The sequence below is a fragment of the Streptomyces sp. NPDC017095 genome (genome assembly GCF_044332325.1).
Taxonomy (GTDB): Bacteria; Actinomycetota; Actinomycetes; order Streptomycetales; family Streptomycetaceae; genus Streptomyces.
This window is the reverse complement of the sequence record NZ_JBIROU010000022.1, coordinates 1-11,939: the sequence shown is the minus strand read 5'-3', so window position 1 is coordinate 11,939 and position 11,939 is coordinate 1. Positions and strand designations below refer to the sequence as shown.

Below are 11,939 nucleotides of genomic sequence, written 5' to 3'. Positions count from 1 at the left end.
CGGGCGAAGCGGACCGGCCATTACGGATACCGCCGCGAGCAGGCAAGATGGGCGAGAGCGCAGTAGACCTGCCGGACGAGAGCCGTTCAGGGCGCGGACGCTCGGGCGATCAAGGTCCGCAACGCGCGTGAAACGGTGTCGTGGTGGGATGCTCAGGTGCCCGACCGCCTCCCGTGGTACCCGGGCAGGCGGCCTGACCAGCAAGGATGGGAAGCGGAAGATGGACAAGCAGCAGGAGTTCGTGCTCCGGACCTTGGAGGAGCGCGACATCCGGTTCGTACGCCTGTGGTTCACGGACGTGCTGGGCTTCCTCAAGTCCGTCGCCGTGGCCCCCGCCGAACTGGAGCAGGCCTTCGACGAGGGCATCGGCTTCGACGGCTCCGCGATCGAGGGCTTCGCCCGGGTCTACGAGTCCGACATGATCGCCAAGCCGGACCCGGCCACCTTCCAGGTCCTGCCGTGGCGCGCGGAGACCCCGGGCACCGCCCGGATGTTCTGCGACATCCTCATGCCGGACGGCTCCCCGTCCTTCGCCGACCCGCGCTACGTCCTCAAGCGCGCCCTCGCCCGCACCTCCGACCTGGGCTTCACCTTCTACACCCACCCGGAGATCGAGTTCTTCCTGCTGAAGGACCGCCCGCTGGACGGCTCCCGCCCCACGCCCGCCGACAACTCGGGCTACTTCGACCACACCCCGACCAACGTGGGCATGGACTTCCGCCGCCAGGCGATCACCATGCTGGAGTCGATGGGCATCTCGGTGGAGTTCTCCCACCACGAGGGCGCGCCCGGCCAGCAGGAGATCGACCTGCGGTACGCCGACGCGCTCTCCACGGCCGACAACATCATGACCTTCCGCCTGGTCATGAAGCAGGTCGCGCTGGAGCAGGGGGTCCAGGCGACCTTCATGCCGAAGCCGTTCTCCGAGCACCCCGGCTCCGGGATGCACACCCACCTCTCGCTCTTCGAGGGCGACCGGAACGCGTTCTACGAATCGGGCGCGGAGTACCAGCTCTCCAAGGTCGGCCGCTCCTTCATCGCGGGCCTGCTGCGGCACGCGGCGGAGATCTCCGCGGTCACCAACCAGTGGGTCAACTCCTACAAGCGCATCTGGGGCGGCTCCGAGCGCACGGCGGGCGCCGGCGGCGAGGCCCCGTCGTACATCTGCTGGGGCCACAACAACCGCAGCGCCCTGGTCCGCGTCCCGATGTACAAGCCCGGCAAGACCGGCTCCGCCCGCGTGGAGGTCCGCTCCCTGGACTCCGGCGCCAACCCGTACCTGGCCTACGCCCTCCTGCTGGCCGCCGGCCTGAAGGGCATCGAGGAGGGCTACGAGCTGCCGCCGGGCGCCGAGGACGACGTCTGGGCCCTGTCCAACGCCGAGCGCCGCGCGATGGGCATCGAACCCCTCCCGCAGAACCTCGGCGAGGCCCTGACCCTGATGGAGAGCAGCGACCTCGTCGCCGAAACCCTCGGCGAGCACGTCTTCGACTTCTTCCTGCGCAACAAGCGCCAGGAGTGGGAGGAGTACCGCTCGGAGGTCACAGCGTTCGAACTGCGGAAGAACCTGCCGGTGCTGTAGGCGCGACACCGAACCGCCCCCGGGGCCGACGGTCAGGACGCCGTCGGCCCCGGCGCGTCTCCCATACCTCTGGATCAAGGTCAGTCGTACCGGCACCCGATCCACCCGTCGAGCGGTACCGTGTCTGGTCCGTCACCGTGAGTGCGGGGTGGTCGATGGAGGAGGGGGACCATGCGGTCCGACGACCGTAGGAAGACGTTGAATCCGAGTGCCTACCTTGCGCTTGTCGAGGCACTGACCGTGATCTTCTGGAACAAGAAGCCGTTCCAGACGTACGTCCGAGCCATGCTGAAGGATCACAGCGAGATCCTGCCGCGACTGGACTTCACCGCCACCAAGCGGGAGGTGTCGGGGCAGCTGGTGGAGCTGCTGCGCGCCAACGAAGCCCGCTACCTGGACTTGACGGTCGCCCTCATGCTCGACATCGCAGCGATGGAGACGTTTCCCAATCTGGCTTCGCAGGTGGACGCCGATGACATGGTGGCCAAGGCCCAGGCCGCCGTGGCCGAGCTGAAGCGCTGGACGGCCAAGCAGCGCGAAGTCATGGCGGAGCACGAAGAGCACGCGGCCACCATCGCCCAGAGTGCCAGGAAGGCCCAGGACGGCCGGGTGTTCGCGCAGGCTCACGACGACCTGAGGCAGCGCTTCCTGGTGATGCACACGGCCACCAACCCGCACAAGCGGGGCACCGAGTTCGAGGGCTTCATCAACGAACTGTTCGTCCTCTACGACCTGGAGCCGCGGGCGTCCTACGTCATGGAGCACGAGCAGATCGACGGCGCCTTCGCCTTCGACACCGACCACTACGTGCTCGAGGCGAAGTGGTGGAAGGACGCCATCGGGCGCCGGGAGCTGGACGTGTTCAAGGCCAACATCGAGCGCAAGGGAAAGAACACCCTGGGGCTCTACATCAGCATGAACGGCTTCACCTCGGACGCCGTGGCGGTGTACAGCTTCAGCACGCCGTTCATCACGATGGACGGTCTCGACTTCATGGCGGTGCTGGAACAGCGCATCCGGCTGGATGAACTCATCCGCCGCAAGAAGCGGCATGCGAGCGAGACGGGCCACTGCTCCCTGCCGGTCGCCAAGATCCTGTCGGAGGCGGACTGACCGGCCGGCTCACCCGGCAGCGAAATTGCCGCAGGCGGGGCCGACGGTCATGCACCGTCGGCCCCGGTGTGTCGCTGGGGCAGGTCCTCATGGACCGTCCGTGCCGGGGTACGGGGGAGCCATGATCTTCTTCAGCAACCGGGTCGGCTGCCTCGGCTCCCTGCTCGTCAGTGTGGTGGCGACCGTCGTCCTGTTCTGGATCCTCGGCCGGTGACCGGACGGTCGCCACCCCCGGGGTCATTCTTTGAGGTGGTGGCCGGAGTCCCGGGCCTGGTCGGTGACCTGGCCGGTCTGGGCGCGGGCCTCCTCCTGGGTCGTGCGGGCGGCCTGCGCGGCGCTGTCCTGCACCTCCGCCGCCGCGCTCTGCGCCACTTCCCTGGCGCCTTCCTTCAGGTGCTGCGCGGATTCGGCCGTGGCCTGCTTGACCGGCTCCAGCGCGTCGCTCTCCATCAGGTCGGACGCCTTCTCCCGCTCGACCCGGGAGGCGGGCAGCAGCGAGGACGCCAGCAGGCCGACGCCGAAGGCGACCAGGCCGGCGGCGAGCGGGTTGCCCTGGGCCCGGCGGCGGGCCAGCTCAGGGGCCTGCTGGAGGGCCTGCCCCGCGCCGCCGACCGTGTCGCGCGCCGAGCCGGCCACGCGCCCGGCGCCTTCCTGGAGGGAGCCGGTCGCCGACTGCGCGGTGTCCGCGACACCGTGCGCGGTGTCCGCCGCGGTGCCCATGACCCGCTCGCGGACGCCCGACACCGCACCGCGCATCCGGTGCGCCCGGCGGCGGACCACCCGCCGGGGACTGGTCCGGTCGGCGAGCTGGTCCACGTCGGCGGACAGCCGGTCGCGAGTGGCCGCTATCTCGGCCCTCACCTGGTCGGGTGACGTGCCCATTGCGCGTTCTCCTTCATGGTCTCGACGGTTCGCTCGGGCTTGGGCGAGACGGCCCGCATCCGGCTGCGCCCCTGCTGGTACAGCACGGCCGCGACGACGGCCCACACCGCGGCGACGATCAGGGCGGCCCAGCCCCCGTCCATCACGTTGGCCAGCCCGAACACGGCGGCCAGCGACAGGAACAGCAGGACCAGATAGCCGGCGAACCCGGCGCCGCCGTACATCCCGGCGGCCTTGCCCGCCCGGGTCCCCTCCTCCCTGACCTCGGCCTTGGCCAGTTCGATCTCCTGGCGGAAGAGGGTCTGCAGGTCCGAGGTCACGGCGGACAGCAGCCGGCCCACGGACGCGTCCTCCCCCTGCGGCCGGGCCGGCCCGGAAACGGGCGGGACCGAGGCCATCTCACACCTCCGGGTAAGGGCGGCCCGGTGTGCCGTCCGGCGGGGCGTACCGACGGTCGGCGGCACCGAGGGAGCGGGCGGCACCGGCGGTGGTCCGCCCGGCGCGGCTCCGGCCGGCGGTCCGGGCGGCGCCTGGGCCGCGGTCGCCGGCCCGGGTTCCGCGAGAGAGCCGGTGGGCAGCGCCTGGGCGGCCGGGGCGTCCAGCGCTCCCTGGTCCGGCCCGGTACCGCCCTGCCCCCGCTCGTGCCCGTCGGACCGCGAGGCGGCCCCCGCCGCTTTCGCCAGGCGCCCCACGGCCAGTCCGGCCAGCAGCGCGCCGCCCAGGAAGGCGCCGGGACGGCGGCGCGCGAACCCCTGGAGATCGCTGACCAGGCCGTGGACGCCCTGCTTCTCCAGGTAGTCCGCCGCCCGGTGCCCCCGGTCGGCCGCCTGGTTCGCCAGACCGCGGGCGGGCGAGTCGTCCCGGGCGTTCTCGGCGAGGCCGGTGAGGTCCTCCGCCCACTGCCTCAGGGTGCCGGCCGCGCGCTTGGTCTGCTGGTCGGCCTCGCCCATCGCACGGCCGCGCAGTTCCTCGATGACCGTGCCCGCCTGCTGCCGTGCCTCGCCGACGACGGCGCGGGTCTGTTCCGCCGCGGTCCCGGCGACCTGGGCCGCCGCCTGCCTGGCCTGGCCGGCTGTCGCGGCGGTCTCCGCCCTGACCTTCTCCCCGGTGCTCCCGGTGCCCGTCTGTATGGACTCACTCATCGGCGACGTCTCCTCAGGATGTCAGCGTGCGGTCCCGTCCGCGGGGTGCCCGGCCCGGACCAGAAGCCGTACGCCGGGCACCCCACGAGACCGTCCGTCCCGCTCCGAGTCGCCATTTGTCCCTGTTCGACACCCTTTGCGGGCCATGGATCGTGAACGCGTGTCACTCCGGTCGCAGGCACTCGATCTCGTAGTCGCCCGTCTCCTCGTCGATCGTCACGCCGTGGGTCTCGCTGCGGAAGCCCGGGAAGCGGCGGTCGAAGGTCTCCAGGGCGGTGAGGTAGCGCAGCAGGGAGCCGTCCTGGGCGCCGGTGGACTCACCGGGCATGAGGACCGGGATGCCGGGCGGGGTGACCGTGACCATCGCCGCCGCCACCCGGTGCGCCGCGTCGGCGATCCGGACGCGTTCCGTGCCGCCGCGCACCAGCCGCTCGTAGCAGTGGTGCGGCGGGTGGACCGGCTCGGGAAGCTGCTGGAACGCCGTGTCCAGCAGCTCCACCAGGCGGGCCGAGCGCAGCTCCTCGTGCATCTGCCGGCACAGCTCCCTGAGAGTCAGCCCGGCGTACCGCTTCGGATACGCCTCGACGGCCCAGGGCAGCACGCGGTCGAGCCGGGTGTCGGCGTCGTACAGGGCCTTGAAGTCCATCAGGGCGTCCAGCAGCGTGCCCCACTTGCCCTTGGTGATGCCCATCGAGAACAGGATGAGCGTGGTGTAGCTGTCGGTCTTCTCCACCACGATGTTCCGGGTCGCCAGGTACGCCGTCAGCACGCGCGCCGGGATGCCCTCCTCGGTCATCTCGCCGGTCGCGGTGATGCCGGGACAGGTCAGCGTGACCTTGACCGGGTCCAGCATGCAGTGGCCCTCGGTCAGCCCCGGGAAGCCGTGCCAGGCGGCGCCCGGCTCCAGCAGCCAGCAGGACTGGTCCGAGGCCAGCAGCTCCGGCGGCGCCTCGTCGAAGGGCAGCCGCTCGCCCGTCTCCGGGTCGGTGACCTCCTCGGGCTGCCAGACGCCGAAGAACCACGGCGGCCGGTCCCCGGCGCTCGCCACCCGCCGCCCCAGCCGCACCATCTCCTGCCGGAAGCGGACCGCCTCCGTGACCGCCTCGCCCACCAGCCACTCGCCCTGCGGGCCGTCCATCATCGCCGTCGCCACGTCCAGCGAGGCGATCATCGGGTAGAGCGGCGAGGTGGTCCCGTGCATCATCAGGGCCTCGTTGAAGCGGTCGTGCTCCACGGGCGCCCGGGGAGCCGGCCGTACGTGCACCATCGCCGACTGCGACAGCGCGGCCAGCAGCTTGTGCGTGGACTGGGTGGCGAAGACCGTCGGCCGGTCCGGGCCCGGGAAGGCCGCCTCGTCCACGGACATGCCGTACCGGCCCGCGTACAGCGGGTGGAAGCGGGCGTACGCGAACCACGCCTCGTCGAAGTGCACCCGGGGCGTGCTGGCCGCGAGCGCCTTCGCGGTCGGCACGGCGTCGTAACTCAGGCCGTCGTAGGTGGAGTTGGTGAACACCGCGTACTGCGGGTCCCGGGACACGGCGCCCTCGGCGAGCGGGTGCGCGGCGATCCGGTCCGCGATCGAGTCCGCGGCCAGCTCGGCCGGCGGCAGCGGGCCGGCGAGGCCGTAGCCGTTGCGGGTCGGGATCAGGTAGACGGGCCGGGCGCCGGAGACCACCAGGCCCTGGAGCACCGACTTGTGGCAGTTGCGGTCCACCAGCGCCAGTTCGTCACGGGTGACGCTGAAGTGGCCCACCAGACGGTTGCAGGTGGAGTCGCCGTGCAGCACGAAGTAGGTCAGCTCCGAGCCGAAGACACGGGCCGCGTTGCGCTCGGCCTCCCCGATGGGCCCGGTGTGCTCGAACAGCGAGCCCAGTCCCTCCACCGAGATCGACAGGTCGGAGCGGAGCAGCCGCTCGCCGAAGTAGTCGTGGAAGGCGCGTCCCACCGGCGACTTGAGGAACGCGACCCCGCCGGAGTGGGCGGGCGTGTGCCAGGAGTACTCGTGGGCGTCGTGGAAGCGGCGCAGCGCCCGGAAGAACGGCGGCAGCACGTCCTCCCGGTAGGCGCGCGCGGCGCTGGTGATCCGGCCCGCGATGAAGCCCGGGGTGTCCTCCAGCGGCCAGACGTACCCGACGACCGTCTCCGACACCCACAGCGGCAGCTCCCGCAGGCCGTCCTCGGCCATGACCAGGAACACCGGCAGGTCCCGGTAGCGCTGCCCGATGCGGCGCAGCACGGCGGCCCCGCCCGGGTCCTCGTGCACGGTGCCGGCCGGCCGGGGCGGCGCGGCGAGCGCGGCCCCGGGCCCGTCCCCGGGCCGCCACCCGCCCTCCTCCGGCAGGTCCCACGCCACCAGGGCCGCCGCCAGGCCCGCCTCCGTCCGCAGCACCGCGTCGGCGTCCTCGGCGGTGACCGCCCACCGCACCTCGAAGCCGTCCGCCTCCACCGCGTCCCGGATCTTCCGCAGTTGCTCGGCCCCGGCGCCTTCCGCGCTCGGGTGCTCCGGCACCGCCACCAGGATCTTGCTGTCGCTCATGCGTGCCCTCGCCCTCTTTGGCGGCCGTCCGGCCGCCGCCGCGGAAAGTCTCCGGGGCGGTCCGCCGGGCGGCCGGGCGGCGGGCAGGGCAGGTCACCGTGATGGGGGTAAACCTGGTTACCGCGTTGACCCGGAAGGCGGTTTGCCGAGGTACGCCGGCGACACGGCGGCCGGGCTGATCCGCCGCGTCCGGCCCGAGCCGTCCGCCGGGACCTGGTACAGGTCGGCGCCGTAGTCCCCGGGCAGCGCGTACACGACCGTACGGGCGTCCTTCCACACCGCCTGGTCGTCCACGCTCCGCAGCTCGGCGAGCGGTGTCTCCCGCAGCGTCCGCAGGTCCAGGACGTACAGCCGCCAGGGCGCGTCCTTCGGCAGCCCCGCGACCCGCTTCTTGTACGCGACCCGGGTGCCGTCCGGGGACAGCGACGGGCACTCCACGTTGGCGTGCACCGTGGTGACCGTCCGGGCGCGCAGGTCGCCGCGGACCAGGTAGGTGCGGCCCCCGGTCGCCAGCGTCGCGTAGAAGGTGCGGTCGTCGGCCGCGAACGTCACGCCCCAGAAGTTGGCGTCGGCCGCCCGGTAGGTCCGCCCGTCCTTGACGATCCGGAACGCCTCCAGCGACGGGATCAGCGTGCCGTCGCGGGTGTCGGCGATCGCCGTGCGGGTGGAGAAGTCCGTCCCGGCGTACGAGTCACCGCCCACGAACGCCGTCCAGGCGGCGAAGTGCCCGGTGGGGGAGACCCGGGCGCGGGACGGGATGCCCGGCACGTCGTAGCGGTCCACGGTGTGCAGACGGGCGTCGAGGATCAGCGCCCGGTAGGTGTCCGAGACCGGGCCGTGCACGGCCTGGAGGCAGACCCCGGTGCCCGCGGCGGCGTAGAAGCGCAGGCACTTCAGGCCCGCGGCGGTGCGCGGGCCGCCGGGAGTGCCGGCCGGGACGCTGGTCAGCTCGTCCCGGTGCGGTCCCCACGCCATGTTCCGGAACACCAGCCGCCCGGGGTCGCGCAGGGTCACCGTCCCGGAGGCGACGGCCGGCCCGCCCGCCTGCACGCGGTCCCGGCGCTCCGCCCGCGCGGAGGCGTGCAGCACGGACGCCAGCCCGACCGCCGCCAGCACGGCGACGGCCGAGACCAGGATCAGGACGCGGTGGCGTGCGGTCATGCGGTCCTCCCCGGACGCGACAGAAGGCAGAACACGGCGCACCCGGCCAGCGCCACCGCGGCCCCGGCCAGCGCCGTCCGGTCGCCCCACACCGTCCAGGCCGCGCCGAACAGCAGCGAGCAGGCGAACCGGGTCAGCGCCTGCCCGGTCTGTACGACGGCCAGCCCGGACGAGCGCAGCGCCTCGGGCACGCTGTCCGAGGCGGCGGCCATCAGCACCCCGTCGGTGGCCGCGTAGAAGGTGCCGTGCAGGGCGAGCACCAGGAAGGGCAGGGCCGTGCCGTGCCAGGGGCCGAGCAGCAGCGCGTACACCACGAGCAGCGCGCCGTGGCCGGCCAGGAAGACCGTCCAGCGGCCCACCCGGTCCGCGAGCCGGCCGAGCACCACCGCCAGCAGCAGGAACGCGGCGGCCGTGCCGAGGGGCAGCAGCGCGAACCAGCGGTCCGGTACGCCGAGGCGGCGCTGGAGCAGCAGATAGACGAAGGAGTCGCTCACCGTGGCCAGGCCCAGCAGCAGCGCGCAGACGGTGATCCGGCGCAGATCGCGGCGGCGCAGCAGGGCGAGCGCCGCGCGCAGCGTCGGCCGCTCCGCCGGCACCGCGCCGCCCCGGCCGCCCGGCACGAACAGGACCAGCACCAGGACGCCCAGCACGGCGACACAGGAACTGACGGTGAACACCGCGTCGTAGCCGTCCACGGTGGCCCGCAGGATCAGGAACGCCACCAGCGGTCCGAGCAGCGCCCCGGCGGTGTCCATCGCGCGGTGCACGCCGAAGGCCCGGCCGCGCGTCTCGGGCGGGCCGGACAGCGAGATGAGGGCGTCCCGCGGCGCCGTCCGCAGGCCCTTGCCGGTCCGGTCCGCGGCGAGCACGAGCCCGATCGGGGTCAGCGTGTGCGCCACCAGCAGCAGCGGCTTGCACACGGCCGAGATGCCGTAGCCGAGCCCGGCCACCCACTTGTGCCGCCCGCCGCCCCGGTCGGCGAGGTGCCCGCCGACCAGGCGCACGAGCGCCGAGAAGCCGTTGTAGACGCCGTCCAGCAGCCCGAAGCCCAGCGGCGACAGGCCCAGCCCGGTCACCAGGTACAACGGCAGCACCGCCGTCACCATCTCCGAGGACACGTCGGTGACCAGGCTGACGGTTCCCAGCGCGAGCACGGTCGGCGCGACCGCCGCACGGCGCCGCCCGGCGGAAGGCCGGACGGCGCCGTGGGCGGACGTGCTCGCGCGGCTGTCCGCTACGTACACGTCAGGACGCCCAGATGCCGGTGATGTCCTTGGCGCCGGCCGCGTTGCCCGCGTGCGCGGTCAGACCCTGGCTGTCCTCCAGCGTGCGCAGCAGGTCGTAGTGGTTGTACGTGACCGAGGAGCTGGACCCGGCGGCGACGGGCTGCCCGTAGAACACGGTGGGGATGCGGTTCCCGCTCAGCCGGTTGTCCTCGTCGAAGGTGACGACGAGCAGGCTGTTGTGGGTCTTGGCCCACGTCGCGTACGCGCCCAGCTTGTTCTTCAGCCAGGTGTCACCGGTGGACACCGAGCAGTCGTGCATGTCGCTGCACAGGTCCGGCACCACGAACGACAGCTTCGGCAGCGTCGTGTAGTCGGTGGGGAACTGCGCGAACGTCTTCGCGGTCGAGGTGGGCACGTTGCTGAACCCGAACCACGGGTTGTGCTTGCGCGCGTAGTTCCCGCTGCTGCACGTCGTCGAGCCCTGGCTCGGCAGGGTCTCGTTGTAGCTGGCCCAGCTCCGGCCGGCGGCGATCAGCTCGGAGGCGAGGTTGGGCGCCGAGGAGAAGCCCGGGGTGTAGCAGCTGTCGTCGGTGATGCCCTGCGTCGAGCCGGAGAACAGCGCGAAGTAGTTCGGCTGGCTCGGATGCGTCTCGGCGTACGACTGGGTCAGATTGGCGCCCCCCGACTTCAGCGAGTTGATGTACGGCGCGCTGGACGATCCGATGACCTGGCTGTACGCGTGGTTCTCGAAGACCACGACGACCACGTGGTCCGGGCTGGGGACGGCGCCCGCGGCGTGCGCGGACTCCTCGCCGAGCCCGGTCCACAGCCCGAACGCGGCCGCGGCGAGGGCCGCTGCGGACGCCACGACGGTACGGGCACGGCGGAACACGGAACTGCCGGACACATCAACCTCCGGAAACGGGTGGGCGGCTGGCGGTGCGGTCAGAGCATGCACACGCCAACATTCCCCTGGCCCACACGGGCCAACCCCACGGGTGAAGACCGGATGAACGACGGGTACCCCCGCTCCCATGGCGGACATCCTCATCGGCACCTGCGGCTGGACCGACCCGAACCTGCTCAGGAGCGGCTGGTACCCACCCGGCCACCGTGACCCCGACAAACGCCTGCGCCACTACGCGACCCGCTTCCCGCTGGTCGAAGTGGACTCCTCCTACTACGCCCTGCCCTCCGCCCGCACCACCGCCCTCTGGGCCGACCGCACCCCCGACGGCTTCCGCTTCGACGTCAAGGCGTTCTCCCTCCTCACCGGCCACCCCACCCGCCCCGCGGCCCTCCCGCCCGACCTGCGCACCCACCCCCGCGACGAGGCCCTGCGCACCGAGGTCTGGACCCGTTACGCCGAAGCGCTGGCCCCCCTCCACGACACCGGCCGCCTCGGCACCCTGCTCTTCCAGTACCCGCCCTCCCTGCGCCCCGGCCCCGAGGCCGAGACCTTCATCCGCACCGCCCGCGAACGCGCCCACGACTGGCCGTTCGCCGTCGAGTTCCGCGACCCGGCCTGGTGGCACCCCGACCACGCGGCCCGTACGACCGCTTTCCTCACGGACCTCAACGTCACGGCGGTGGCCACCGACACCCCCGAGGACCAGCACCCCGTCCCCGTCACCACCCCCCACCTCGCCATGGTCCGCTTCCACGGCCGCAGCCCCCACTGGCGCACCGGCAGCAAGGAGGACCGCTTCCGCCACACCTACACCGAGCGGGAACTCGCACAGTGGCTGCCCCGCATCCACTCCCTGTCGGCGGCCACGTCCGAGGTCCACCTCCTCTTCAACAACTGCTGCGCCGACGCGGCCCCCACGGCGGCCCAGACGATGCACGACCTGCTGAGCACGACATTCCCCCACCAGCCCACCCCAGCGGAGAAGACGACCCCCGAGGCCCACTAGAACCACCCGCCCCGCACCCGAGCCCGCCGGGCGAAGGCGGCACGACCCGCACCGGTGCACGGCGGGTGGAGGCGGGCCGGCCCGCACCCGAGCACGGCGGGCGGAGCCGGACCCGCGACGAGGGACGGCCCGCACCCGCGCACGGCGGGCGGCACCGGATACACGGCGCGACGGGGAACGACCCGCACCCGCGCACGGCGGGCGGAGCCGGACACGCGGCGCGACGGGGCCGGCCCGCACCCGCGCACGGCGGGCGGAGCCGGACACGCGGCGCGACGGGGAACGACCCGCACCCGCGCACGGCGGGCGGCACCGGATACACGGCGCGACGGGGAACGACCCGCACCCGCGCACGGCGGGCGGAGCCGGACACGCGGCGCG

9 protein-coding genes are annotated in these 11,939 nt (G+C 72.8%); 3 read left to right on the top strand and 6 right to left on the bottom strand.

What is annotated here, in order from left to right; all coding sequences use genetic code 11:
• Window positions 1-220: 220 nt before the first annotated feature.
• Together glnA and ACH4OA_RS31435 are read left to right on the top strand one after the other, a co-directional pair.
• Complete coding sequence (gene glnA, locus ACH4OA_RS31440) at window positions 221-1,582, top strand: type I glutamate--ammonia ligase (RefSeq protein ID WP_365875872.1); 1,362 nt, start codon at window positions 221-223, stop codon at window positions 1,580-1,582.
• Window positions 1,583-1,822: 240 nt separating this feature from the next.
• Complete coding sequence (locus tag ACH4OA_RS31435; RefSeq protein ID WP_397972715.1) at window positions 1,823-2,695, top strand: restriction endonuclease; 873 nt, start codon at window positions 1,823-1,825, stop codon at window positions 2,693-2,695.
• A gap of 237 nt (window positions 2,696-2,932) precedes the next feature.
• Here ACH4OA_RS31435 and ACH4OA_RS31430 read toward each other — a convergent pair whose 3' ends face one another.
• The 6 genes from ACH4OA_RS31430 to ACH4OA_RS31405 all read right to left on the bottom strand — a co-directional run bounded on the left by ACH4OA_RS31430 (window position 2,933) and on the right by ACH4OA_RS31405 (window position 10,549).
• The gene (locus ACH4OA_RS31430; protein ID WP_397941887.1) at window positions 2,933-3,577 is read right to left on the bottom strand and encodes a DUF3618 domain-containing protein; all 645 of its coding nucleotides are present in this window, start codon (window positions 3,575-3,577) and stop codon (window positions 2,933-2,935) included.
• Window positions 3,553-4,719 (bottom strand): phage holin family protein, encoded by a 1,167-nt coding sequence (locus ACH4OA_RS31425; RefSeq protein ID WP_397972712.1) that lies wholly within the window; start codon window positions 4,717-4,719, stop codon window positions 3,553-3,555. The genes ACH4OA_RS31430 and ACH4OA_RS31425 overlap by 25 nt, the downstream gene beginning before the upstream one ends.
• 163 nt (window positions 4,720-4,882) lie before the next feature.
• Complete coding sequence (locus ACH4OA_RS31420; protein ID WP_397972710.1) at window positions 4,883-7,255, bottom strand: Orn/Lys/Arg decarboxylase N-terminal domain-containing protein; 2,373 nt, start codon at window positions 7,253-7,255, stop codon at window positions 4,883-4,885.
• 117 nt (window positions 7,256-7,372) lie between these two features.
• Window positions 7,373-8,416 carry a TolB family protein gene (locus ACH4OA_RS31415; protein ID WP_397972707.1) on the bottom strand — a complete coding sequence of 348 codons (1,044 nt, stop codon included), beginning with the start codon at window positions 8,414-8,416 and terminating at the stop codon, window positions 7,373-7,375.
• The gene (locus tag ACH4OA_RS31410) at window positions 8,413-9,660 is read right to left on the bottom strand and encodes an MFS transporter (RefSeq protein WP_365875860.1); all 1,248 of its coding nucleotides are present in this window, start codon (window positions 9,658-9,660) and stop codon (window positions 8,413-8,415) included. Before ACH4OA_RS31410 ends, ACH4OA_RS31415 begins: the two co-directional genes overlap by 4 nt.
• Window position 9,661: 1 nt before the next feature.
• Window positions 9,662-10,549: an alkaline phosphatase family protein gene (locus tag ACH4OA_RS31405; protein ID WP_365875858.1), complete on the bottom strand. Its 888-nt coding sequence runs from the start codon at window positions 10,547-10,549 to the stop codon at window positions 9,662-9,664.
• A gap of 127 nt (window positions 10,550-10,676) precedes the next feature.
• Between ACH4OA_RS31405 and ACH4OA_RS31400 the strand changes: the two genes are divergently transcribed.
• Window positions 10,677-11,558: a DUF72 domain-containing protein gene (locus ACH4OA_RS31400; protein ID WP_397945700.1), complete on the top strand. Its 882-nt coding sequence runs from the start codon at window positions 10,677-10,679 to the stop codon at window positions 11,556-11,558.
• The last annotated feature ends 381 nt before the right edge of the window (window positions 11,559-11,939 follow it).

What these genes read in the sequence shown, in the direction of transcription:
- glnA (WP_365875872.1), top strand. Translation starts at nt 221, where the DNA reads ATGGACAAGCAGCAGGAGTTCGTGCTCCGGACCTTGGAGGAGCGCGAC.
- ACH4OA_RS31430 (WP_397941887.1), bottom strand. Translation starts at nt 3,577, where the DNA reads ATGGGCACGTCACCCGACCAGGTGAGGGCCGAGATAGCGGCCACTCGC.
- ACH4OA_RS31425 (WP_397972712.1), bottom strand. Translation starts at nt 4,719, where the DNA reads ATGAGTGAGTCCATACAGACGGGCACCGGGAGCACCGGGGAGAAGGTC.
- ACH4OA_RS31420 (WP_397972710.1), bottom strand. Translation starts at nt 7,255, where the DNA reads ATGAGCGACAGCAAGATCCTGGTGGCGGTGCCGGAGCACCCGAGCGCG.
- ACH4OA_RS31415 (WP_397972707.1), bottom strand. Translation starts at nt 8,416, where the DNA reads ATGACCGCACGCCACCGCGTCCTGATCCTGGTCTCGGCCGTCGCCGTG.
- ACH4OA_RS31400 (WP_397945700.1), top strand. Translation starts at nt 10,677, where the DNA reads ATGGCGGACATCCTCATCGGCACCTGCGGCTGGACCGACCCGAACCTG.